A 22,488-nucleotide genomic window follows, 5' to 3' on the forward strand; every position below is an offset into this window, starting at 1 on the left:
TCGATCCCGCTAGGCTCCACTTTGTATCTTTATATTGATCATGGCGGTGTAGCTCAGCTGGCTAGAGCGTACGGTTCATACCCGTGAGGTCGGGGGTTCGATCCCCTCCGCCGCTATTAAAGGACCTTTAGCTCAGTTGGTTAGAGCAGACGGCTCATAACCGTCCGGTCGTAGGTTCGAGTCCTACAAGGTCCACCATTATTACGGAGGAATACCCAAGTCTGGCTGAAGGGATCGGTCTTGAAAACCGACAGGGGTGTCAAAGCCCGCGGGGGTTCGAATCCCTCTTCCTCCGCCATACATTTTTATTATCGCGGGGTGGAGCAGTTCGGTAGCTCGTCGGGCTCATAACCCGAAGGTCGCAGGTTCAAATCCTGCCCCCGCAACCAAAGTATTGGTCCGGTAGTTCAGTTGGTTAGAATGCCTGCCTGTCACGCAGGAGGTCGCGGGTTCGAGTCCCGTCCGGACCGCCATTTAAATAAAGGCTCGGTAGCTCAGTTGGTAGAGCAACGGACTGAAAATCCGTGTGTCGGCGGTTCGATTCCGTCCCGAGCCACCATTGTATAGAAACTTCATAAAATTGCGGCGGTTGTGGCGAAGTGGTTAACGCACCAGATTGTGGCTCTGGCACTCGTGGGTTCGATTCCCATCAATCGCCCCATACATATCATATTATTATTGCGGGTGTAGTTTAGTGGTAAAACCTCAGCCTTCCAAGCTGATGTCGTGGGTTCGATTCCCATCACCCGCTCCATTTGTATATCATGGGCCTGTAGCTCAGCTGGTTAGAGCGCACGCCTGATAAGCGTGAGGTCGATGGTTCGAGTCCATTCAGGCCCACCATGATATTCCACAGTAGCTCAGTGGTAGAGCTATCGGCTGTTAACCGATCGGTCGCAGGTTCGAATCCTGCCTGTGGAGCCATATGGAGAAGTACTCAAGTGGCTGAAGAGGCGCCCCTGCTAAGGGTGTAGGTCGCGTAAGCGGCGCGAGGGTTCAAATCCCTCCTTCTCCGCCATGATGATATACGGCCCGTTGGTCAAGTGGTTAAGACACCGCCCTTTCACGGCGGTAACACGGGTTCGAATCCCGTACGGGTCATCCGTTTCAAACCCCCTGTATTAATAATACAGGGGGTTTTTTGTATGGTAGAGGCGTTCAAAAGAGATGGTGCATACTCAAGCACAATGTCCTTTAGTGCATTGAAGTGCTGTATTGCTACATCGGATTGAAGGCTAATAAAGTTCCAGGCTATGTCGAAAAAGGCGGTTACAGATCAAAGCTGCCGATCAGCTCGTCAATGGATTTTTTGAAAGGAGAATTGAACCGATTTTTGAGTCTCTCCTTCAAAAGATAAGCAGCTGTAAGCCGAAAAGGCGGTCGCCAACCGGCTCTTTTTGTATATGCCGGCGGTACATGGGGCATCAAAAGCAGAAGATAAGCCCCGGATCTTCGGGGCTTAGTCATCCTCTGTATAAGGTTCCTTTTCTGCCGGGGGAAGATCCCCAAATGAGGTCATGATGCCTTCTTCATCAAGCAATTCCTCGTATTGTTCATGTTCGATTGTCGGATAAACGGTGATTTCTTTACCCGTAATATCCGTCGCGACGAAGTTTTCGTAATCCTCGACATTTCCCAGCCGCTCTTCATATTCCATGTACGTCTGGCTGTATGACTGCGGAGGAAACTCCATATCCTGAGGCGTATCTGAGTCGCCGTAGCGTTCAACATCTTGATACGCGTCTTCTGCATCGTATGCCACATTTTCGTTGCGTTCATCCTGTTCAAAACGACCATAAGGAGGGGTGAGCACTTCTTCTTCAATCGGACGGTCCTTTGAGACGGAGACGGTTGAGGAATGTTCGCTGCACGTCGTCGCCGTCGGCAGGACGGACAGCCTTTCGTAAGGAATTTCTTTTCCGCATACTTCACAGCGTCCGTAGGTTCCTTTTTCAATTAAGGAAAGGGCGTGTTCGATATCGTGCAAATGCTCCCTCTCATGTTCGTAAAGGGCAAGATCCTTTTCGCGCTCATAAAGCTCTGTTCCTTCATCGCCGGGGTGATTGTCGTATGAAGACAGGTCTCCCGTTGAATTGAAAGGAAACGTAACATCTATGCCAAAATGACCGTTAGCTTTAAAACGGCTGATAATTTGTTCCTTGCCCGCCTTGAGTTCGTTTTTGAGCTTTGTCAACTGTTCTTTTGTTAGCACATGCATCGCCTCGTTTCTAAAAAGTGCTGCCTTTTTAGTATGAACGATTTTAAAAAGAACTTTCATTGTAAAAAAAACAAAAAAAAGAGCCGGTTAAGGCTCTTTTTAGACAAAATGATGAATCAGAACGCCAATCGCCAAAAGCAGGCCGAAAAATGTGTTCGTCTGCGCCGTGGATTTCATGGCGATCATCAGCTCTGCCGGTTTTTCTTTTGCTTTGAATTCTTTGATTGCTTTGACCGGTTTCGGAAGGCTTAACAGAACAATAGCGCTCCATACCGTAACAATCCCCATGACGATATAAAGTCCGATTAACAAATAAGAAATAATGAATGCCCAGCTTAAAATGTGCACGGCATTTTTCCGCCCTGCCAAAATAGGAAGCGTCTTTCGTCCGTTTTCTTTATCCCCGGCCAGATCTCGGATGTTGTTGGACAGGTTGATCCCTCCGACTAAAATCGTGATCGGAAGCGAAATCAGAAACACGTTCCAGGTCAGTTCACCGGTCTGGATATAATAGGAGATGAGGATGATGATCATTCCCATGAAGACGCCTGACATAATTTCGCCAAACGGCGTATAGGAGATCGGAAGCGGGCCTCCTGTGTAAAGATAGCCGACGGCCATGCAAATTAATCCGATAAGCGCCAGCCACCAGCTTGAAGACATACAAATATATACCCCGAGCAAGACGGAGACGGCAAACAATCCGTATGCCGTATATAATACCGTTTTCGGCTTCATCCCGTGGCGGACAATCGCGCCTCCGATTCCGACCGAATTTTCATTATCGAGCCCTCGGACGAAATCAAAATACTCATTAAATAAGTTCGTTCCGATTTGGATTAGAATCGAAGCGACAAGCATGGCGATAAACAGCCAGATGTCGATTCGGCCTGTTTGAAGAGCCAGTACCGTCCCGAGTGTAGCAGGGACGAATGCGGCTGTCAGCGTATGCGGCCTTGTCAACATCCACCACACGCGCCAGCTTTTTTCAGGTTTTATTCCAGAAACACTTCCTGAAAGTGATTGATGCTGCATAAAGTTTGACTCCTTTAGTTTTAATACGTACACGTCCATACTAAGTTTAGAAAAAGTTAAAAAAGGTGTCAATATAATGGGTGATATTGTTATAAAAAAAGCGGTGAGACAGCCCTGAAAAAAATAATAAAACACCCTGTCTTTTTCAATCGGCCGATTAAGTTTATAATAGTAAGAGGTCTGTTGACAAAGTGTCGTTTTGTTGACACACATCGTTCACAGGTGTATGGTTAAAAAAGCATTTTACGGACTTTGGAGGAATGTCTCATGGTGACAACAGTGCAGCGCACTTCCCTCAGGGAAGCATCTGAAGCGTTAAATATCGTCAAAAAAGTCAACCATGCTGTTTTAATAAGTTATTCCAGAAAAATAAAAAATATAGATGCCCTTTCTTTTTTCAGAAGCGGAGAAGAAGCATTCGCCGGGAAGCGGTTTTTTTGGTCCGATCCTGACGGCGAAATGACGCTTATCGGCTTCGGAAAGGAACTGCCGATTTCCACAAGCGGGAAGGATTCCGGCCGTTATCGGGAAATCGATCAACAATGGGCGCATTTAAAAGAAAAAGCCTACCACTTTCATGAAGGTGAAGATCTTCATCAAGCGGCAGTGGGCCCTTTGCTGTTCGGCGGTTTTTCTTTTGATCCGCTGGAAACAAGAGAGCAGCATTGGGATGGTTATCCGGAAGGCGCTTTTTTTGTCCCCTCTGCCATGCTGACAAAAGCAGGAGAAGAAGCGTTTTTAACGGTGAACAAATGGAAGTCTCCCAATGAGGATGCAAGCAATGTTCTTGCCGAATTAAAGGCCGCTTCTTTACATCTGACAAATATCAGCGCTTTCAAAGAAGATGAAAAAGCGGGCGCCCGGATTGAAGCGAAAGAGGAATTGCATGTGTCAGAGTGGCTTGATGCGATTCGCCGTGCAACAAGCGACATCAAAAAAGGGGCATACGATAAAGTCGTGCTGGCGCGGGACATCCTGCTGACGTTCGATAAGCCCGTCAAGCTTCATGAAGTATTGTCCAGGCTGATGTCAGAGCAAAAAACGAGCTACATTTTCGCCATCGAGGAAAACGGCAAAAGCTTTGTCGGCGCTTCTCCGGAGCGCCTGATCAAAAAGGACGGAATGAAAGTGCTGTCCACCTGTCTGGCCGGTTCGATTAAAAGGGGCGAAACCGAACAGGAGGACCGGATGCTCGGCCTTGAGCTATTGAACGATGAGAAAAACCTCATCGAACACGACATTGTCGTGGGGATGATCCACCAGGCGTTTTTGGCAAACTGCAGCCACGTGAAAAAGCCGGCCAAGCCCGGATTGTACAAAACGAAAAACGTTCAGCATCTATATACACCTGTCGTCGGTCAAATGAATGATCAAGCGTCGCTCTTCGATTTGATTGAGCAGCTTCACCCGACTCCGGCACTCGGAGGATCGCCGCAGCAAAAAGCGGTCGAGGTCATCAGAAACATCGAACCGATGTCAAGAGGCTGGTATGCCGCTCCGGTCGGATGGATCGACATCGGAGGCAACGGGGAGTTTGCCGTGGCGATCCGTTCCGGATTAATCGAATCAAACGAGGCCAGACTGTTTGCCGGCTGCGGAATTGTCGCTGATTCCGATCCGCTGCTTGAATATGAGGAAACACAAATTAAATTGAAGCCTATGCTGTCCGCATTTGGAGGCGATACCCTTTGACAGAAAACCCGATTACAACATATATAGGCAATTTTATTGATGAGCTTTCACTCACAGGCGTGACTGAAGCCGTCATCTGTCCCGGATCAAGGTCGACGCCCCTTGCGATTCTGGCGGCAGCCCACCCGGACATCAATGTTCACGTCCATGTCGATGAAAGGTCGGCAGGCTATTTTGCATTGGGGATCGCAAAAGCGAAGCGGGAACCCGTTGCGTTGATCTGTACGTCGGGAACGGCTGCGGCGAACTTTTATCCGGCTGTCGTTGAGGCTCATTATTCAAGAATACCGCTCATCGTTTTAACGGCTGATCGGCCGCACGAGCTGCGTGAAGTAGGTGCACCTCAGGCGATTGATCAGCAATTCTTATTCGGCAACTTTGTTAAATATTTCACAGACTCGGCTTTGCCTGATGCACATCCCGATATGCTGGCGTACATTCGTTCAGTAGCAAGCCGTGCCGCAGGAGAGGCGTCGAGAGCGCCGAACGGACCGGTGCACATCAATTTTCCATTAAGAGAGCCGCTCATGCCGAACCTTGATGCCGATCCTTTTCAACGGACGGAAAGAGGCCGTCATGTGTCGGTATCAAACGCCACTGCCGCAGCTGATCAAAAAGAGCTTGAAGCGGTGATGGCTTTGATCAGGGGTACGGAAGAAGGCGTCATTGTCTGCGGGGAACTTCCGAATGAAGAAGCGAAGCGCGATATTTTATCGCTTGCGGAGATGACGGGGTATCCGATTTTAGCAGACCCTTTGTCAAACCTGCGGAACGGCACGCATTCGAAGAAATCGGTCATTGCAGCGTTCGATTCGCTTTTAAGGGATGAAGAGCTGAAAGCTTCCCTTATGCCGAAGCTTGTCATCCGTTTTGGACCGATGCCGGTTTCGAAGCCGCTGTTCCAGCTTTTAAAACAAAACCCTGAAATTGGGCAGATCGTCGTCGATCCCGATGGCGGCTGGCGCGATCCGACACAGCGAAGCTCCTGGATGATGCATTGTTCAGAACGGGAATTTGCCGAAGCTGCGGCCGCTTCCATATGCGAAAAAAGAGCGGGCCGCTGGCTGGAAAAATGGCAGTTTGCGGACAGCCGTTTCCGACACCATTTAGGAAATCTTGAAGCTGAGGATCTTACATTTGAAGGAAATGTGTACCGCAATCTGCAACATATCATCCCGGAAAAAAGCTCCCTTTTTGTCGGAAACAGCATGCCGATCCGCGATGCCGATACGTTTTTTGAAAATCAGGACCGGCCTTTCCGAATCTTCGCCAACAGGGGGGCAAACGGAATTGACGGCGTCGTGTCGACAGCGCTCGGCGTATATGCCGCCACGAAAGAGCCGGTGACGCTCGTGATCGGAGATTTATCGTTTTATCATGATTTAAACGGCTTGCTTGTCACGAAGACGCTGGACATTCCGCTGACGGTCGTTCTCGTCAACAATGACGGCGGAGGGATTTTCTCATTTCTTCCCCAGTCGGCTGAAGAACGATATTTTGAACAATTATTCGGGACGCCGACAGGACTGGAATTTGAGCATGCCGCTAAACTGTATGGCGGACGCTATGTGTGCCCTGAGTCTTCCGCAGAATTCGCCGATGCCTACTTGTCTTCTGTCAACCGCCGCGGGCTTGATATCATCGAAGTGAAAACGAGGCGCGAGACCCGTGTTGAGCTGCATCGCCGGCTGCTTGATACGGTGCTGTATGAAATCAGAAAAGAGTGGCCGTTTTGAGACTAACGTTGCGGGACGGCACAGGCTATGAAATTGAAGACAACCGAGCATCTGCAGAAAAAACGGCGGTTTTTCTGCACGGATTTACAGGCAGCGCAAAAACGTGGGATGAGACGGACGAACATTTTCGAGGCATCCGTCTCATCAAACTGAATTTACTCGGCCACGGCAAAACCGATTCGCCCGCCGACAATCGGCGGTACACGACAGAACAGCAAGTCGCCGATCTTTTGGAGATTTTTGATCTGCTGAAGCTGAAAAAAGTTGATCTCGTCGGCTATTCCATGGGAGGAAGGCTTGCCCTCTCTTTTGCCATAACGCATCCTGAACGTGTGTCGGGCCTTGTGTTGGAAAGCAGCTCCCCCGGTCTTCAAACAGAAGAAGAAAGACGCAGCAGGAGGGCTCAGGACGCCCGGCTCGTCGAGAGAATCATCAATGAAGGGATAGAATCGTTCGTCGATTATTGGGAACAGATTCCGCTGTTTGCTTCCCAATTGTCGCTTGAGGCGTCCAAAAGAAAGAAGATCCGCGAAGAGCGTTTAAGCAGCAACCCGACCGGCCTTGCGGGCAGCCTGGCCGGGATGGGAACCGGCTCACAGCCGTCATGGTGGGACAAGCTGGGTGAAATCACATTTCCAGTTCTCCTCATCGCCGGCAGCCTTGACAAAAAATTTGTCGAGATCAACCAAAACATGCACCGGAAAATTCCCGGAAGCCGCTTGGTGATCGCCGAACAAACCGGACATGCTGTACATGTGGAAGAGCCCGTTTTTTTTGGTAAAATAGTAAGTGAATTTATTTTCAAATAGGAGGTCACGTTCATGACTGTAGAATGGAAAAGCGAACGTCAATATGAAGATATTTTATATGAAACATACAAAGGCATTGCAAAGATTACGATCAATCGTCCTGAAGTACATAACGCGTTTCGGCCGAAAACCGTTACCGAGCTGATCGATGCTTTCGCCTATGCAAGGGATGATGCGGATATCGGCGTCATCATCCTTGCAGGTGCAGGAGACAAGGCGTTTTGCTCAGGCGGTGACCAAAAGGTAAGGGGCCACGGAGGATACGTCGGAGAAGACCAGATTCCGCGTCTGAACGTTCTTGATTTGCAGCGTTTAATCCGTGTCATTCCGAAACCGGTCGTTGCGATGGTTTCAGGCTATGCCATCGGCGGAGGCCATGTGCTGCATATCGTGTGCGATTTGACAATTGCCGCAGACAACGCGATTTTTGGACAAACCGGACCAAAAGTTGGCAGCTTTGACGCCGGATACGGTTCAGGCTATTTAGCGCGGATCGTCGGCCATAAAAAAGCCCGCGAAATCTGGTATCTGTGCCGTCAATACAACGCGGAGGAAGCGTTGGAAATGGGCCTTGTCAACACGGTTGTTCCACTTGAGAAGCTGGAAGAAGAAACGATTAAGTGGTGTGAAGAAATGCTTGAGAAAAGCCCGACGGCTCTCAGATTCCTCAAAGCAGCCTTTAACGCCGATACGGACGGACTCGCAGGCATCCAGCAGTTCGCCGGAGATGCGACTCTCCTATATTACACGACGGATGAGGCAAAAGAAGGCCGTGACGCGTTTAAAGAAAAACGCCGTCCGGACTTTGGACAGTTCCCTCGTTTTCCGTAAAAACGAGAAAGAAACAGCTTGGTGTAACTGAGCTGTTTTCTTTTATCAATCGAGAAATATTCTTTGGAGATGATGACATGCTAATGGACCAGCCGAACTGGCTTAAACAGCGTGCAGAACTGACACCCGACAGGCTGGCTCTGATTCAGGGAAATCAGCAGCTGACCTTCCTGGAATTATATGAAGAAGCGAAAAAAATGGCGGCACAGCTGAAAAATTGCTCCATCGGAGAAGGGGACACGGCAGCCGTTCTTTTAACAAACCGTACCGAAATGGTCATTGCGGTACACGCCTGCTTTTTACTCGGCGTCCGCCTTGTTTTGCTGAATACAAAGCTGTCAATGGCGGAAAGAATGTATCAGATCGAGCATTCGGAGGCGAAACTGCTGATTACGGAACAGCCTTTTGCAGAAGAGCATTCACAAGACCCTTCGGTCCGAACCGCTCAAATCGAAGACATTCAAACGATCAAGGCCGAGCCGCTTGTAAAGGAAGCGGACATCCATCTGGACGATACGGCAACCATCATGTATACATCGGGTACGACCGGACGGCCGAAAGGGGTTATGCAAACATTTGCCAACCATTATTTCAGCGCGGTTTCTTCTGCGTTGAATTTGGGGCTGGCCGAGAATGAAAGGTGGCTTATCGCCTTGCCGCTCTTTCACATCAGCGGGCTGTCGGCCCTGTTTAAATCGGTGATCTACGGTATGGCTGTTGTCCTGCATCAAAAATTTGACGCGGACGATGTTCTCCGTTCGATCAAGGATCATCAAGTGACCGTCATTTCTGTCGTTCAGACGATGCTTTCCCGGCTTGCCGCGCGTGTGGACAACTGTCCGGAATCTCTGAGATGCCTTTTGCTTGGGGGAGGGCCTGCGCCGTATGCGTTGCTTGAAGAATGCAAAAGCAAGCGGCTGCCCGTCGTTCAGTCGTACGGCATGACGGAAACGTGTTCACAAGTTGCGACACTCGCGCCCGAATACAGCATGACGAAGCTGGGATCGGCCGGCAAACCGCTTTTTGCCTCCGGCATTAGAATTGAAAAAAACGGCGCGCCAGCGGAAAACGGCGAACACGGCGAAATCTGCGTGAAAGGGCCGACTGTCATGAAAGGCTATTTGAAAAATGAAGCGGCAAACGAAGAATCGTTCAATGATGGCTGGTTTAGAACCGGTGATATCGGGTATCTTGACGATGACGGATTTTTGTATGTGCTTGACAGACGATCAGACTTAATCATCTCAGGCGGAGAAAACATTTATCCCGCAGAGGTCGAAGCGGTTCTCCTCGCTCATCCTGCCGTTGATGAAGCGGGAGTAAGAGGAGCGGATGACGAAACATGGGGAAAAGTCCCGCACGCTTATCTTGTCGTCAATGAGCCTGTGGAGGAGCAGGAGCTGATCCGGTTTTGCAAAGAGCGGCTTGCTTCATATAAGGTTCCGAAAGCCTTTCATGTTGTCCGGCAACTACCGCGCAATGCGTCGAACAAATTGATGAGACACAAACTGTAGAGGAGAGCGCCATGATTCAAATGAAACAGCTCACATTGTACCATCTCAGCATGTGGCTGAAAAAGCCTTTTACATCAAGCTTGGAAACCTTTCAGGAACGAAAATTTATCATTATAGAAGCGAAGGATAAAGACGGTGTGACAGGCTGGGGGGAAGTCTCCGCTTTTTCTTCTCCTTGGTACACGGAAGAAACAACCGAGACATGCTACCATATGCTCAAAGATTTTTTCATCCCGGCTGTGCTTCGCGAATCATTCACACATCCTTCCGATATTCCTGAAAAGCTTCGCGGCTTCAAAGGCAACCGGATGGCAAAAGCGGGGCTGGAAGCTGCGTTCTGGGACATTTACGCACAAAAGAACGGCATCACATTAAGCGAAGCCTTGGGGGGCGTCAAAACGGAGGTGCCCGCGGGGGTTGTCGTCGGACTTGCGCCATTGGACGACATGCTTCGCGAAATTGATCAATATGTAAAAGAAGGTTATCAGAGAATAAAACTTAAAATTCAGCCAGGACAGGATATCGGGCTTTTAAAAGAAATCCGCAGGCATTTTCCGCGCGTGCCGCTGATGGCAGATGCGAACTCATCCTACGATATAAAAGATATCAGCAGAATCAAGTCGCTTGATGAATTCAACCTCATGATGATCGAACAGCCGCTGGCTGACGATGATATCGTGGACCACCGCCATTTGCAAAAGCATATCAAAACCTCGATTTGCCTTGATGAAAGCATACGCTCCGCCGATGATGCGAGGAAAGCAATCGAGCTCGGCAGCTGCAAAATCATCAATATCAAGCCTTCAAGGGTCGGGGGATTGACCGAAGCGCTGAAGATTCATGACCTTTGCAAACAGCATAACATGCCTGTCTGGTGCGGTGGCATGTTTGAAACGGGGATTTCCAGAGCGCACAATATCGCGCTGAGCTCCCTCCCGCAATTTGTGATCCCGGGGGATATTTCGTCGTCTTCACGCTATTGGGAAGAGGACATCGTAAAGCCGGAAATCCGGATCAAAGACGGTTTTATACAGGTTCCTGACCGGCCCGGCATGGGGTTTGAGGTTGATGGAAATATCTTGAGGAAGCATTCGTTTAAAATGGACGTTTTCAGGCCATAAAACGAAAGCGTGCCGTTGATTTTTTCGTTTTTGAGATTTGTTTTCCCGTTCGCCAACAAGTATATTGAAGCTGTACATTATTCCCTTCTCGTTTGGACCGGCTCGCTTAGCAGCCGGTTTTTTTGAAATCCGGCCCGTTTTCTAACGGGTCATTTTTTGTGAAAACCTCCTGTACGCTCCTTATTTTCATCAATTTTCAATCTTATTTTAATTTTAAAATAAAAAATTGAGTTCATTTTATTGACAAACTTTCGAGACAAATGTACATTTTGATTTATTCATATTAAATATCTAGGATTAAAAGGATTATGTTTTGACCTTTGCAGCCTAAAAAATCATAAAAGGAGAAAACGTTATGAAACAAATAAAACTAGGCGTGTTTCTTGCAGGAACAGGACATCATGTAGCATCTTGGCGGCATCCGGGTGCTCCTGAAGACGCCAGTATGAACCTCGATTATTTTAAAGAGCTTGCCAAAACAGCGGAGCGGGGCAAACTCGATATGCTGTTTTTAGCTGACAGCCTTTCAATAGACAGCAAATCACATCCGAACGTGTTAACAAGATTCGAACCGTTCACTCTGCTTTCCGCATTGGCGCAGGTGACGTCTAAAATCGGCCTGGCAGCTACCGCTTCGACTACGTATAGCGAGCCGTTTCATATTGCGAGACAGTTCGCTTCTCTTGACCATATTTCGGGCGGGCGCGCCGGTTGGAATGTGGTGACCTCTTCCATTGAATCGACGGCGTTGAATTTCAGCGGTGAGAGGCATCTCGAACATCATCTTCGCTATCAGCGGGCAGAGGAATTTGTGGAGGTTGTGAAAGGTTTGTGGGATTCGTGGGAAGAAGATGCCTTTATCAGAAACAAGGAAACGGGCGAATTCTTCGATAAAGAAAAAATGCACGAGCTCAACCATAAAGGAACATATTTTTCAGTCCGCGGGCCTCTAAATGTCGCAAGAACCCCACAGGGCCAACCGGTTATTATTCAGGCCGGTTCATCGGGAGACGGAAAAGCGCTGGCTGCCAAAACGGCTGAAGTGATATTCACGGCGCAAAACCATTTGGAGTCTGCTCAAGCGTTTTACCAATCGATCAAAGAGCAGGCGGCAGAGCTGGGACGCGATCCCGGGAAAATTGCGATTATGCCTGGTATTTTCCCGGTGATTGCCGATACAGAAGAAGAGGCGCAGGCCAAATATCAAGAACTTCAGGATTTAATTATTCCATCTGTCGGATTGCAAATCCTTCAAAATTATTTAGGAGGCATAGACTTGTCAGCATATCCGCTTGACGGGCCTCTGCCTCAATTGGACGCCGATGCTTCAAACGCGGTGAAAAGCCGCTTTAAGCTTGTTCAAGAAATGGCTGAGAGAGACAATATGACGATACGTCAGCTTTATCAATATGTCGCCGGTTCCAGAGGCCATCATATATTTGTCGGAACCCCTGAACAACTCGCTGATAAAATGCAGGAATGGGTCGACAAGAAAGCTTGTGACGGATTTAATATCATGCCGCCTCTTCTTCCGGAAGGGCTTGAGCTGTTCGTTGACAAGGTCGTTCCGATTCTGCAGGAACGGGGGCTGTTTCGAAAAGAATATGAAGGTGCAACATTAAGGGATCATTTCGGTTTGGATAAACCGGCCAACCGCTATTCAAAATAAAGGAGGGGAACGTTCGATGACGCGACGATACCGAATGGCAGACGAAAGCGATGCAAAAGAGCTTCTGGCGCTTACCGAGCGGGCCTATGAGCCGATACGAAGGCTGGGCATTCATTTTGCCGCAGCACATGCCGATCTTGATCTGGTTTTAAACAATATCCGGAAAAATGCGTGCTATGTCATGGAAGAAGACGGGCGGATCATCGCGACGGTTTCAATAAGAATGCCATGGGGACAGCAGCCTGGGCCGTACGGGGTCCCTCATATCTGGTGGTTTGCTGTAGACCCGGCCTCTGGAAAAAAAGGAGTTGGCTCAGAGCTCTTAGAATGGCTCGAACAGACGATCCTCCGCGATACGCTGAAGGTTCCGTTCGTATCGCTCGGCACGGCGGATAAGCATCCGTGGCTGATCGACATGTATGAGAGAAAAGGCTATGTCCGCTCAGGGGAACAGGATCTTGGCAAAGGACACATTACGGTTTATATGAAAAAACAATTACGGACTGATCTATAACATAAAAAAAGGCGGGGAAATCGATGAAAAAGAAAAAATGGACTATGCTGCTTGCTGCTGCGCTAATGACGGCGGTATTATCAGCATGCGGAAATGGAAACAGCAATGAACAAGAGAACAACGTACTGCATGTCGGTGCAACAGGGCAAAGCTATCCGTTTGCTTATAAAGAAAACGGGAAACTGACAGGTTTTGATGTTGACGTGATGACGGCAGTTGCAAAAAAGCTTGATATGAAGCTCGATTGGAAGCTCCTTGAATTCAGCGGACTGATGGGAGAGCTACAAACCGGAAAGCTTGACACCATTTCCAATCAGGTGGCGGTTACCGACGAGCGCAAGCAAACGTACAATTTCACAAAACCGTATGCTTATGCGGGAACACAGATTGTTGTTAAAAAAGATAACAATGACATCAAATCTGTGGCCGACTTAAAAGGTAAAACCGTAGCAGCTGTCCTCGGTTCAAACCATGCAAAAAATCTTGAAAGCAAAGACCCTGATCATAAGATCAACATTAAAACATACGAAACACAGGAAGGTACGCTGAAGGACGTAGCTTACGGCCGCGTAGACGCATATGTCAACAGCAGAAGCGTGCTTATCGCACAAATTAAAAAAACGGGCTTGCCGTTGAAGCTTGCCGGCGATCCGATTGTCTATGAGCAAGTCGCATTCCCGTTTCCAAAGGACGATTCGCACGATAAGCTCCGCAAAAAAGTCGATCAAGCGCTGGACGAACTGCGTAAAGACGGAACGCTGAAAAAACTTTCAGAAAAGTATTTTAAAGAAGACATTACGGCAGAACAGAAGAAATAGAAACGGCGGTGAAACACGAGTATGAATACGATTGATTGGGGATTTATGATATCTGCATTCCCAGCTTTGCTTCAAGCTCTCCCGATTACCCTGTTCATGGCTGTAGCTGCCATGATCTTTGCGATCATCGGGGGACTTGTACTCGCGCTGATTACAAAAAACCATATTCCAGTGCTTCATCAGCTGTCAAAAGTGTATATTTCGTTCTTTCGCGGCGTGCCGACGCTTGTACAGCTTTTCTTGATTTATTACGGACTGCCGCAGCTGTTTCCGGAGATGAGCAAAATGACGGCTTTGACAGCCGCCATCATCGGACTTAGCCTAAAAAACGCCGCCTATTTGGCGGAAATCTTCCGTGCGGCCTTGAATTCGGTTGATGAAGGGCAGCTGGAGGCGTGCCTGTCCGTCGGAATGACGAAGCTGCAGGCATATCGGCGGATCATTCTCCCGCAGGCGGTCAGAAACGCAATACCTGCAACAGGCAACACGTTTATCGGCCTCCTGAAAGAAACCTCTTTGGCTTTTACTTTAGGAGTCATGGAGATGTTTGCCCAAGGCAAGATGTATGCATCAGGCAATTTAAAATACTTTGAAACCTATCTGGCTGTTGCGATTGTCTACTGGATTCTTACTATTATATACAGCATTTTGCAGGATCTGTTTGAACGCGCCGTCAGCAAGCCATACCGGACATAGAGGTGAAATCAGTTGATAAAAGTGAAAAATATTCGCAAAGCATTTAAGGATCTTGTCGTACTGGACGGGATTGACCTTGAAGTGAAGCGCGGAGAAGTAGTGGCGATCATCGGCCCGTCCGGCTCCGGAAAATCGACGCTTCTGCGCTGTCTAAACCTTTTGGAGCGTCCTGATCAAGGCGTCATTGAAATCGGCGAAGCCAAATTGAATGCGGAAAAATTTACGCGTAAGGAAGCACATATGCTTCGTCAGCAAACCGCCATGGTGTTCCAAAATTACAACCTGTTCAAAAATAAAACAGCACTGCAAAACATTACCGAGGCTTTGATCACCGCACAAAACAAATCGCGGGAAGAAGCGGACCGCATCGGTATAGATATGTTGAAGCAAGTCGGTTTGGAGCATAAGGCCCACAGCTATCCGGTTACGATGTCCGGCGGGCAGCAGCAGAGGGTCGGCATCGCGCGGGCGCTTGCTGTCAACCCGCACGCGATTTTGCTTGATGAGCCGACTTCTGCTCTCGATCCGGAGCTTGTGGCAGGCGTGCTTCAAGTCATCAAAACGATCGCCGAAAAACAAACGACGATGATCATTGTCACACATGAAATGGCGTTTGCCAAAGAAGTCGCAGATCAGGTGATTTTTATGGCGGACGGCCATATTATCGAGCAGGGGACACCGGAAGAGCTGTTTGATCATCCGAAAAACGACCGGACGAAAAAATTTATCAAACAGGTGGGAGAGCCTGCTGAACTTGTATAGAAGGGATGAAATGGAATGGCCGAAGAATATCATGAAGCGTTGCATACGCGTTTGATCAACATTCGCCGGGATCTTCACGAACATCCTGAACTGTCGTTTCAGGAATTTGAAACGACGAAAAAAATCCGCCGCTGGCTTGCAGAAGAAAATATTACAGTTATCGACGTGCCGGGGCTTGAAACGGGCGTAGTTGCCGAAATCAAAGGGCGCGAGGAAGGACCCGTCATTGCGCTGAGAGCGGATATCGATGCGCTTCCGATTCAGGAACAGACCGGACTTCCGTTTGCCTCTATACACGAAGGAAAGATGCATGCGTGCGGACACGATTTTCATACTGCCTCGATCATTGGAACAGCCATTTTGCTGAACCGTAGAAAGGACGAATTCAAAGGGACGGTCCGCTTCATTTTTCAGCCCGCAGAAGAAATTGCCGCTGGAGCAAGAAAGGTCATTGAAGCAGGAGTGCTGGACGGGGTTTCCGCCATTTTTGGCATGCATAATAAACCCGATTTGCCAGTCGGCACGATCGGATTGAAGGAAGGGGCCTTAATGGCGAGCGTCGACCGATTCGAGATCACGGTTAAAGGTAAAGGCGGGCACGCCGGCATTCCGAACAACAGCGTCGACCCCATAGCCGCGGCAGGCCAGATCGTCAGCGGCTTGCAGTCGGTTGTCAGCCGCAATATCAGCTCGCTGCAAAATGCGGTCGTCAGCATTACAAGAATACAGGGCGGCAGCTCGTGGAATGTTATTCCGGACCAGGTAGAAATGGAAGGTACCGTCCGCACCTTTCAAAAAGAAGCCAGATCGGCTGTGCCCGAACATATGAAACGGGTGGCCGAGGGAATTGCAGCCGGCTTTGGGGCCCGGGCTGAATTCCGCTGGTTCCCATATTTGCCTTCCGTTCAGAATGACGGCCGCTTTTTAACGGCGGCAGCAGAAGCGGCATCACGTCTCGGCTATCAAACCGTCCGGGCCGAACAGTCCCCCGGCGGAGAAGACTTCGCTCTTTACCAGGAAAAAATTCCGGGCTTTTTTGTTTGGATGGGGACTAGCGGAACAGAAGAATGGCACCATCCGGCATTTACATTGGATGAAGCGGCTTTAAAGACGGCCGCCCGCTATTTTGCCGAGCTGGCTGTCATCTCGCTGGAGATGGTCGAATGAATGGACAAGAGCTGACAAAAAGTCTGGCTCATGCCGTCATATCTTCGCGTCCTGAGGATTCCGCTGATGCGATGCGGGAAGCAGAGAAGGGCTTGCTCGATTTCACAGCCGCAGCTTATGCTGGAAGAAAAGACAGCGGCGTGAAAAAACTGCTGCACTTGCTCGAGGGGGAAGGCGGCAAACCGATCGTTCCCCTTATCGGCCAAGGAAAAAAAGCATCTCCATTACAAGCGGCGCTGCTTAATGGATTTGTGGCACATGCGCTTGATTTTGATGACGTCCATTCCGATGTAAGGGGGCATCCGAGCGCGGTCATATTGCCTGCTCTTCTTTCTTCCGCGGCTTCCCGCGGGGAGGATGAACGTTTTTTCGGCGCTTATATTTTAGGGGTAGACGTCATGGCGAGGCTGGGCGAATCGATTGGCAGCCGGCACTATGAAAAAGGCTGGCACAACACAGGGACGCTTGGCGCTATAGCTGCAGCTTGTGCAGCGGGTTATGCGGAAAACCTATCCATTGACGAGCTTGAAAGAGCGATCGGTTTTGCCGCCTCTCAATCGGCGGGAATGAGGGTACAGTTCGGTACGGAAATGAAGCCTCTGCACGCCGGCCATGCTGCCCGATCCGGGTTGTTTGCCGTTAAGCTGGCTCAATCGGGCTTTGGGGGCTCGGACGCGGCCCTTGATGGAGAACTCGGTTTTTTTAGCCTGTACGGCGATTTGGAAAAAGCGCAACAGGCTTTGGTAAACCATTGGGGAGCGCCGTGGAGAATCGTTGACCCTGGACTGTGGTTTAAAATTTACCCGTTCTGCTCTGCAGCACACCACGCAGCAGATGCCATCCGCCATCTTATAGCTGAGCATGCGATCTCTGCCGAAAAGACGGAAAGGGTTGAAGTTGTTTTTCCTCCTGGGGGAGACGCCGCTTTAACAGAAAGCCGTCCCGCAACAGGGGAAGAAGGCCGCTTCAGCGTTGAGTACGTCATCTCCCTTGCTTTGAACGGTCAGGAGCTTATGGCAGACCGCTTCAGCCGCGAGCCGATCCCAAGCGGCATCCGGGCGTTTATGGAGCGGATTCACCGCGTTTATGATGCCGGGATCCGCCCTGATCCGAAAGCTGTTCCAAAAGGCCGTTTTACGATTGTACGTGCATTTCTTGCGGACGGGCGGGTTTGCGAAGCCCGCATCGATTGTCCGAAGGGAGCGCCGGGCAATCGATTATCAGGACAAGAATTGATACAAAAGCTGAAACTTGCGCTTCATCCTGATGAACAAAAAGCGGAGCATTTGCTTTCCGCTATCAGGGAAAAGGACATTCACCGCTTTTTATTGCAAATATAAAAACGCAAAAAATAACACGGCACAAATACTGTTTGTGCCGTGTTGTTTTTTAAATAAGCAAACCGGTTTAGTCCCGCAAAAGCCGGCCTTCGTGCACGGTTTGTCCGATCAGTTTGTCTGCCTGCTCAGGCAAACCGTCGAGACATCCGTATTCATAATCCCATAAGTTCATGAAGGAGCGGGCGGCCTTTTGAAAAGAGATTTCATCGGCTCCGTGGATTTCCTGATAAAAAGCCTTTAGCAGCGACTCTCTGTTCATGCCTGTTCCTCCTTCATCACATCTGTTCTAGTGTTCGGGTTTGAATGTTTTACAATCCGTTTCCTCGGTTGTAGAAGCTTTTTCACCTTCGGCATGGCTTACGACGTATATGGCATCTGCCGTACATTTGTTTCCTTGGTCCCAGTACGTGCAATTCGAAACTTCACACAGTATTTTTTGGTCCACTTTTTTTGGCCCCCTTAAAATAGTGTACGATCTTAGCTTAACCGCCCTGCACATCGTTCATACTTATTCAGGCTGTTTTATGTACCGTCTGTCCTTCATGAATAATTTCCAGAAGTAATAGAACCCGGGAAATAAAATAATAAAACCGACGATGTACGAAATAAACAGCGCTCTGAACGTTTCCGGGGCGGTGAAACCGGATTGTATCGTCACTTCGGGGTGGATCATATACGGCAAATGTGCCCTTCCGTAAACGTAGCTGGCCGTAAAATACTGAAGTGTAATCGCAATAACGGAAAGCCGCGGCTTTCCTAACCGGTCCTTATTGTAGGTATTCGGCAGAAACAGTGCACCTAAGGCCGCCAAAAACAGCAGAAACGATAAAAACAGCCATGGAAGACCGTTCATCATTTTTGTGTAAAGCCAGTTTGCTTCGGTTCTCATTGTCATCATGATGCTTAAGGACAGGATCAAAGCGAGCGGTCCGGTGATAAGAGCGTTTCGGCGATACACCTGGTACGCGTCTTTTTCATCGGCCACATTTGAAAAATCAGCGAGCAGCAAAGAAGACAAAAACAGGGTGCTGAAAATGGCAAATCCCATAAACGAGTAGGCGTGCGGACTCAAAAATAAATCGGCGAAATCCAAGCGGTAGCTGCCGTTTTGCCGGTACACAAAATGTCCGTGGGTAATGGGCAAAACGAGAATTAAAACGGCGGGAATGATAAATCCGCTGATTCCCGAAACGTAAGTCAACGCTCTTTCATAGCCTTTGGCAGCGTGGGCAAAAACCAAAAAGCCGCTTCTAATTGCTAACAGCAATAAAATGATGCTGCCCGGCAGCAAAAGCACCGTTCCGAGGACAAACGTTCCGCCCGGGAAAAAGCTGAAAAGGGCCACGACGATTCCGACAATAAAGACATTTGTTACCTCCCACGTCGGGGAAAGGTAGCGGTTGGCGATATTCGTCGCTTTCAGCTGCTTTTTATTCATATAAATCATCGACCAAAATCCTGCTCCAAAATCCATGCTCGCCATGACGGCGTAGATAAATATAAATCCCCACACGATCGAAATGGCCAGCAGGGCATCTGTAGTTCCATCCATTTGCATGTTTGACTCCCTTCTTTCGTATTGTTACGCTTCCGATGCTTTAAGGTCTTCTTCGACGGGGTGGCGTTTAAAATAATATTGCAATACGAAGACCACTGCTGCTCCTAAAATGACGTAGACGATAAAAAACAAGAAAAACAGCAGTCCGATTGATCCAGAGGATGTCACCACTTCAGCCGTTTTCTGCATGTGGTAAATCACCCAGGGCTGTCTTCCGGTGCATGCAAACACCCAGCCGAATTCAATTCCAAGCAGGCTGAGCGGGCCGGCCGTCGTGAAAAAGACGAGCATCCAGCGCGGAAAACGATCTTTTTTCAATACGTTTCGCCAAATAAAGCCGGCTGCTGCGTAAACGATCAGCAGCATGCCGATCAGCACCATTCCGTTAAACAGCGTATGAATGTATAACGGCGGCCACTCATCCCGCGGATACTCATTCAAGCCTTTCACAACGGTATCAAACCGGTTGTCTGCCAAAAAGCTCAGCGCCCACGGTATTTCAATCGCTCCTTTAACTGATTGCGTCTCTTCATCGGGAAATCCTCCGATCGCAAGCGGAGCATAGGACTGTGTTTTAAATAAACCTTCTGCTCCAGCCAGCTTTTCCGGTTGATAGCGGTGAAGAAACTGTGCAGATTCGTGTCCGCTCAGCGCGGTAATTAACGAAAACAGTCCGCCGACGAGCAATCCGAGCAAAAGCGCTTTTCTGTGAAGGGCATACACTTTTTCATTGTTCCGATTGCGAAGCATTTTATATGCGGCGATCGTTGCAATGATGAAGGCTCCTGTCATAAACGCCGAGACGACGACATGGCTGGCCGTGATGAAAAAGCTTTTATTGAAAAAGGCCGTCCATGGATGAACATCCGAAATTTCCCCGTTGACGATTTTGAAGCCTTCAGGTGTTCCCTGAAATGCATGGACGTTTGTAATTAAAATGGCTGAAGACGCTGCACCGATAACGATGAAGACGATGGCGGTGATTCTCATGAGCGGAGTCAGCCGGTCAGCCGCATAGACATAAATGGACATAAATAAAGCCTCGATGAAAAATGCGTATATTTCAATTTGAAATGGAAGGGACATTACCTTTCCGATGACTTCCATGAATCCCGGCCAAAGAAGGGCAAGCTGGGTTCCGGCGATCGTTCCGGTCGGAATGGCGACGCCCAGCAAAACGGCCTGTGCCTTCGTCCATCTTTTCGCCATTATGGCGTAATGGGGATCTTTTGTTTTTTGGTAAATCAGCTCAGCCAGCAAAATCATTAAAGGAATCCCGACGCCGAGCGTAGCGAAAATTATATGGAATCCCATCGTTGTTCCGAATAGGCTTCTAGCGAACATTAAATCATTCATCCGGAAAACCACCTTTCATTCACACCATTTTGCTTTTATTGTTCACCTCCTTTTTTAGATTATTCTTCCTGTTTGTCGGGAAATTTGTTAAGATGCTTAAAAATGTCAAATCAGGAGTGAAATTTTGACATGAGGATATTGATGGTATATAATAAAACGTAATTGTTACGTTTTAAAAAGGAGGGACTATAATGAAACCGAATATTCATCCTAAAACATATCAAGTGATCTTTCAGGATGTAAACAGCGGCTACCGTTTTTTAAGCCGTTCCACGAGAACGTCTGATGAAACGACCGAATGGGAAGACGGCAAAACGTATCCGGTGATTAAAGTTGAAATCAGTTCGGACACCCATCCGTTTTATACGGGAAGACAAAAATTCAATGAAAGAGGCGGAAGGGTCGAACAGTTTAAGAAGCGGTTTAATATGGATTAAACGAAAAAACACGCGCATTCCTCAGTTTGCGCGTGTTTTGCTTTTATTGATTTGACAGTGCTTTTTTCAATACGGACACATTTTCATCCATGATGCTCAGATAATCCTCGCCGTTTTGTCTGTCTTCTTTTGTAACGGATTCAAGGTTTTTCATCGTCAAGCTTTTGGCCCCGATTTCATTTTTAATAATCTCTGAGATTTTGCTGCTGACGTTGTTTTCAAAAATGACGTATTTAATGTCGTGTTCTTTTGCTGTTTTGACGATTTTTTCAAGTTCTTTTTGGGAAGGCTCCTCTGTCGGAGAAAGGCCAAGCACGCTTATCTGTTTGATGCCATAGCGCTTTTCCCAGTATCCGTATGCGGCATGCGAGACGAGGATCTCTTTTTTGTCAGCTTTGGCGACTGTCTGTTTAAGCTCTTGATCAAGCTGTTCCAACTCTTTTTTGAGAGATTCATAGTTTTTCGTGAACTCTTTTTTATGCTCCGGTTCTAATGCGGCCAGTTCATTTTTAATGTTTTCCGCCAGCTTTTCGGCAAGGACCGGATCAAGCCAGACGTGAGGGTCTTTACCTCCATGATCATGATCGTGTTCATGTTCGTGATCGTGATGGTGTTCTTCTTCACCGTGTTCGTGCTCTTCTGTTTGGGACAAGAGATCAATGCCTTCGCCGGCTTTGACGATTTTGACGTCGCTCCCTTTTAACGTGTTCACAGCTTTATCCGCGAACCCTTCAACACCGACCCCGGAATAAATGAAGGCATCGGAATCAGAAATCTCCGCCATCGTTTTTGAGCTTGGCTCATACGTATGCGCTTCAACGTTTGGAGGGTAAACGCTTTTGACGTTCACATATTCCCCGCCGATTTTTTTGGTGAAATCCTCAAGCGGATATATGGTTGTGTAGATATCCAATTTTCCGTCGTGTTCTTTATGATCGCCGGAAGCTCCGGTGCTTGAGCAGCCCGCTGTCAAGCCCGCTGCAAGAATGAATGCGGATGCCAATCCGAGTGTCTTTTTCATCGTATTTCTCCTCTCAACGTAAAAACTGAAATCATTACGATTTAATCATCCTGTATCATTGTATCGTAATAATTACGATTTGAAAAGAGGAAAAATAAAAGAAAAAATCGGGTGAAAACCGGAAACGCTTTGATGGATGAAAGAAAATGAAGTTGTATGGTATATTTAAATATAAAACATTGTTTAGAAAGGAA

The 22,488-nt window shown here is 48.3% G+C and carries 21 protein-coding genes and 12 tRNA genes; 26 read left to right on the top strand and 7 right to left on the bottom strand.

The window, feature by feature from the left end:
- Positions 1 to 42: 42 nt before the first annotated feature.
- The 12 genes from AB447_RS05840 to AB447_RS05895 all read left to right on the top strand — a co-directional run bounded on the left by AB447_RS05840 (position 43) and on the right by AB447_RS05895 (position 1,101).
- Positions 43 to 116: transfer RNA gene (locus AB447_RS05840), tRNA-Met, on the top strand.
- Between the two features lie 5 nt (positions 117 to 121).
- A tRNA-Ile gene (locus AB447_RS05845) sits at positions 122 to 198 on the top strand.
- A 7-nt stretch (positions 199 to 205) separates the two neighbouring features.
- A tRNA-Ser gene (locus tag AB447_RS05850) sits at positions 206 to 298 on the top strand.
- A gap of 14 nt (positions 299 to 312) precedes the next feature.
- Positions 313 to 389: transfer RNA gene (locus tag AB447_RS05855), tRNA-Met, on the top strand.
- A 7-nt stretch (positions 390 to 396) separates the two neighbouring features.
- Positions 397 to 473 (top strand) — tRNA-Asp (locus tag AB447_RS05860).
- Positions 474 to 483: 10 nt separating this feature from the next.
- A tRNA-Phe gene (locus AB447_RS05865) sits at positions 484 to 559 on the top strand.
- Between the two features lie 26 nt (positions 560 to 585).
- Positions 586 to 661 (top strand) — tRNA-His (locus tag AB447_RS05870).
- A 19-nt stretch (positions 662 to 680) separates the two neighbouring features.
- Positions 681 to 754, top strand: a tRNA-Gly gene (locus AB447_RS05875).
- 12 nt (positions 755 to 766) lie between these two features.
- A tRNA-Ile gene (locus AB447_RS05880) sits at positions 767 to 843 on the top strand.
- A gap of 6 nt (positions 844 to 849) precedes the next feature.
- Positions 850 to 924 (top strand) — tRNA-Asn (locus AB447_RS05885).
- 3 nt (positions 925 to 927) lie between these two features.
- Positions 928 to 1,018: transfer RNA gene (locus AB447_RS05890), tRNA-Ser, on the top strand.
- Positions 1,019 to 1,029: 11 nt separating this feature from the next.
- A tRNA-Glu gene (locus AB447_RS05895) sits at positions 1,030 to 1,101 on the top strand.
- Between the two features lie 358 nt (positions 1,102 to 1,459).
- On the opposite strand, the gene AB447_RS05905 is transcribed toward AB447_RS05895, so the two are convergent.
- Together AB447_RS05905 and AB447_RS05910 are read right to left on the bottom strand one after the other, a co-directional pair.
- Positions 1,460 to 2,212, bottom strand: a complete 753-nt coding sequence (locus AB447_RS05905) for a TraR/DksA C4-type zinc finger protein (RefSeq protein WP_048355304.1) — start codon at positions 2,210 to 2,212, stop codon at positions 1,460 to 1,462.
- A 105-nt stretch (positions 2,213 to 2,317) separates the two neighbouring features.
- Positions 2,318 to 3,253: a 1,4-dihydroxy-2-naphthoate polyprenyltransferase gene (locus tag AB447_RS05910; RefSeq protein ID WP_048355296.1), complete on the bottom strand. Its 936-nt coding sequence runs from the start codon at positions 3,251 to 3,253 to the stop codon at positions 2,318 to 2,320.
- A 267-nt stretch (positions 3,254 to 3,520) separates the two neighbouring features.
- Between AB447_RS05910 and AB447_RS05915 the strand changes: the two genes are divergently transcribed.
- The 13 genes from AB447_RS05915 to AB447_RS05975 all read left to right on the top strand — a co-directional run bounded on the left by AB447_RS05915 (position 3,521) and on the right by AB447_RS05975 (position 17,922).
- The gene (locus tag AB447_RS05915; RefSeq protein ID WP_048355295.1) at positions 3,521 to 4,945 is read left to right on the top strand and encodes an isochorismate synthase; all 1,425 of its coding nucleotides are present in this window, start codon (positions 3,521 to 3,523) and stop codon (positions 4,943 to 4,945) included.
- Positions 4,942 to 6,681, top strand: a complete 1,740-nt coding sequence (gene menD, locus AB447_RS05920) for a 2-succinyl-5-enolpyruvyl-6-hydroxy-3-cyclohexene-1-carboxylic-acid synthase (RefSeq protein ID WP_048355294.1) — start codon at positions 4,942 to 4,944, stop codon at positions 6,679 to 6,681. Before AB447_RS05915 ends, menD begins: the two co-directional genes overlap by 4 nt.
- Entirely contained in the window at positions 6,669 to 7,490 is an 822-nt protein-coding gene (menH, locus tag AB447_RS05925; RefSeq protein WP_048355293.1) for a 2-succinyl-6-hydroxy-2,4-cyclohexadiene-1-carboxylate synthase, read from the top strand. The genes menD and menH overlap by 13 nt, the downstream gene beginning before the upstream one ends.
- A gap of 12 nt (positions 7,491 to 7,502) precedes the next feature.
- On the top strand, positions 7,503 to 8,321 hold the full coding sequence (gene menB / locus AB447_RS05930; protein ID WP_048355292.1) for a 1,4-dihydroxy-2-naphthoyl-CoA synthase: 819 nt from the start codon (positions 7,503 to 7,505) through the stop codon (positions 8,319 to 8,321).
- A 77-nt stretch (positions 8,322 to 8,398) separates the two neighbouring features.
- On the top strand, positions 8,399 to 9,835 hold the full coding sequence (locus tag AB447_RS05935; protein ID WP_048355291.1) for an o-succinylbenzoate--CoA ligase: 1,437 nt from the start codon (positions 8,399 to 8,401) through the stop codon (positions 9,833 to 9,835).
- An 11-nt stretch (positions 9,836 to 9,846) separates the two neighbouring features.
- Complete coding sequence (gene menC / locus AB447_RS05940) at positions 9,847 to 10,956, top strand: o-succinylbenzoate synthase (RefSeq protein ID WP_048355290.1); 1,110 nt, start codon at positions 9,847 to 9,849, stop codon at positions 10,954 to 10,956.
- A gap of 355 nt (positions 10,957 to 11,311) precedes the next feature.
- Positions 11,312 to 12,625: an LLM class flavin-dependent oxidoreductase gene (locus AB447_RS05945; RefSeq protein ID WP_048355289.1), complete on the top strand. Its 1,314-nt coding sequence runs from the start codon at positions 11,312 to 11,314 to the stop codon at positions 12,623 to 12,625.
- 16 nt (positions 12,626 to 12,641) lie between these two features.
- Positions 12,642 to 13,139 carry a GNAT family N-acetyltransferase gene (locus AB447_RS05950; protein WP_048355288.1) on the top strand — a complete coding sequence of 166 codons (498 nt, stop codon included), beginning with the start codon at positions 12,642 to 12,644 and terminating at the stop codon, positions 13,137 to 13,139.
- 23 nt (positions 13,140 to 13,162) lie between these two features.
- Positions 13,163 to 13,957, top strand: a complete 795-nt coding sequence (locus AB447_RS05955; protein ID WP_048355287.1) for an amino acid ABC transporter substrate-binding protein — start codon at positions 13,163 to 13,165, stop codon at positions 13,955 to 13,957.
- 21 nt (positions 13,958 to 13,978) lie between these two features.
- Positions 13,979 to 14,653, top strand: a complete 675-nt coding sequence (locus tag AB447_RS05960) for an amino acid ABC transporter permease (protein WP_048355286.1) — start codon at positions 13,979 to 13,981, stop codon at positions 14,651 to 14,653.
- Positions 14,654 to 14,665: 12 nt separating this feature from the next.
- Positions 14,666 to 15,415, top strand: a complete 750-nt coding sequence (locus tag AB447_RS05965) for an amino acid ABC transporter ATP-binding protein (protein ID WP_048355285.1) — start codon at positions 14,666 to 14,668, stop codon at positions 15,413 to 15,415.
- Between the two features lie 15 nt (positions 15,416 to 15,430).
- The gene (locus AB447_RS05970) at positions 15,431 to 16,582 is read left to right on the top strand and encodes a M20 peptidase aminoacylase family protein (RefSeq protein ID WP_048355284.1); all 1,152 of its coding nucleotides are present in this window, start codon (positions 15,431 to 15,433) and stop codon (positions 16,580 to 16,582) included.
- The gene (locus tag AB447_RS05975) at positions 16,579 to 17,922 is read left to right on the top strand and encodes an MmgE/PrpD family protein (RefSeq protein WP_048355283.1); all 1,344 of its coding nucleotides are present in this window, start codon (positions 16,579 to 16,581) and stop codon (positions 17,920 to 17,922) included. Before AB447_RS05970 ends, AB447_RS05975 begins: the two co-directional genes overlap by 4 nt.
- Positions 17,923 to 17,989: 67 nt before the next feature.
- On the opposite strand, the gene AB447_RS05980 is transcribed toward AB447_RS05975, so the two are convergent.
- From AB447_RS05980 to AB447_RS05990, 4 genes are all read right to left on the bottom strand, one after another.
- Entirely contained in the window at positions 17,990 to 18,181 is a 192-nt protein-coding gene (locus AB447_RS05980; protein WP_048355282.1) for a hypothetical protein, read from the bottom strand.
- Between the two features lie 27 nt (positions 18,182 to 18,208).
- Positions 18,209 to 18,367: a DUF1540 domain-containing protein gene (locus tag AB447_RS25065; RefSeq protein WP_082142542.1), complete on the bottom strand. Its 159-nt coding sequence runs from the start codon at positions 18,365 to 18,367 to the stop codon at positions 18,209 to 18,211.
- 63 nt (positions 18,368 to 18,430) lie between these two features.
- Entirely contained in the window at positions 18,431 to 19,474 is a 1,044-nt protein-coding gene (locus tag AB447_RS05985) for a cytochrome d ubiquinol oxidase subunit II (RefSeq protein WP_172796323.1), read from the bottom strand.
- Between the two features lie 30 nt (positions 19,475 to 19,504).
- Complete coding sequence (locus AB447_RS05990) at positions 19,505 to 20,836, bottom strand: cytochrome ubiquinol oxidase subunit I (RefSeq protein WP_048355281.1); 1,332 nt, start codon at positions 20,834 to 20,836, stop codon at positions 19,505 to 19,507.
- 191 nt (positions 20,837 to 21,027) lie between these two features.
- Here AB447_RS05990 and AB447_RS05995 point away from each other — a divergent pair, with 191 nt between their 5' ends.
- On the top strand, positions 21,028 to 21,273 hold the full coding sequence (locus AB447_RS05995; RefSeq protein WP_048355280.1) for a type B 50S ribosomal protein L31: 246 nt from the start codon (positions 21,028 to 21,030) through the stop codon (positions 21,271 to 21,273).
- A gap of 43 nt (positions 21,274 to 21,316) precedes the next feature.
- Here AB447_RS05995 and AB447_RS06000 read toward each other — a convergent pair whose 3' ends face one another.
- Positions 21,317 to 22,294 carry a metal ABC transporter solute-binding protein, Zn/Mn family gene (locus tag AB447_RS06000; RefSeq protein ID WP_048407154.1) on the bottom strand — a complete coding sequence of 326 codons (978 nt, stop codon included), beginning with the start codon at positions 22,292 to 22,294 and terminating at the stop codon, positions 21,317 to 21,319.
- Between the last annotated feature and the right edge of the window lie 194 nt (positions 22,295 to 22,488).

It is taken from the genome of Bacillus glycinifermentans (genome assembly GCF_001042475.2).
Classification (GTDB): domain Bacteria; phylum Bacillota; class Bacilli; order Bacillales; family Bacillaceae; genus Bacillus; species Bacillus glycinifermentans.

Bases quoted from the DNA above. Each gene is read 5' to 3' on its own strand.
- AB447_RS05910 (WP_048355296.1), bottom strand. From the start codon at position 3,253: ATGCAGCATCAATCACTTTCAGGAAGTGTTTCTGGAATAAAACCTGAA.
- AB447_RS05915 (WP_048355295.1), top strand. From the start codon at position 3,521: ATGGTGACAACAGTGCAGCGCACTTCCCTCAGGGAAGCATCTGAAGCG.
- menB (WP_048355292.1), top strand. From the start codon at position 7,503: ATGACTGTAGAATGGAAAAGCGAACGTCAATATGAAGATATTTTATAT.
- AB447_RS05935 (WP_048355291.1), top strand. From the start codon at position 8,399: ATGCTAATGGACCAGCCGAACTGGCTTAAACAGCGTGCAGAACTGACA.
- menC (WP_048355290.1), top strand. From the start codon at position 9,847: ATGATTCAAATGAAACAGCTCACATTGTACCATCTCAGCATGTGGCTG.
- AB447_RS05945 (WP_048355289.1), top strand. From the start codon at position 11,312: ATGAAACAAATAAAACTAGGCGTGTTTCTTGCAGGAACAGGACATCAT.
- AB447_RS05950 (WP_048355288.1), top strand. From the start codon at position 12,642: ATGACGCGACGATACCGAATGGCAGACGAAAGCGATGCAAAAGAGCTT.
- AB447_RS05955 (WP_048355287.1), top strand. From the start codon at position 13,163: ATGAAAAAGAAAAAATGGACTATGCTGCTTGCTGCTGCGCTAATGACG.
- AB447_RS05960 (WP_048355286.1), top strand. From the start codon at position 13,979: ATGAATACGATTGATTGGGGATTTATGATATCTGCATTCCCAGCTTTG.
- AB447_RS05970 (WP_048355284.1), top strand. From the start codon at position 15,431: ATGGCCGAAGAATATCATGAAGCGTTGCATACGCGTTTGATCAACATT.
- AB447_RS05975 (WP_048355283.1), top strand. From the start codon at position 16,579: ATGAATGGACAAGAGCTGACAAAAAGTCTGGCTCATGCCGTCATATCT.
- AB447_RS05980 (WP_048355282.1), bottom strand. From the start codon at position 18,181: ATGAACAGAGAGTCGCTGCTAAAGGCTTTTTATCAGGAAATCCACGGA.
- AB447_RS05985 (WP_172796323.1), bottom strand. From the start codon at position 19,474: ATGGATGGAACTACAGATGCCCTGCTGGCCATTTCGATCGTGTGGGGA.
- AB447_RS05990 (WP_048355281.1), bottom strand. From the start codon at position 20,836: ATGAATGATTTAATGTTCGCTAGAAGCCTATTCGGAACAACGATGGGA.
- AB447_RS05995 (WP_048355280.1), top strand. From the start codon at position 21,028: ATGAAACCGAATATTCATCCTAAAACATATCAAGTGATCTTTCAGGAT.
- AB447_RS06000 (WP_048407154.1), bottom strand. From the start codon at position 22,294: ATGAAAAAGACACTCGGATTGGCATCCGCATTCATTCTTGCAGCGGGC.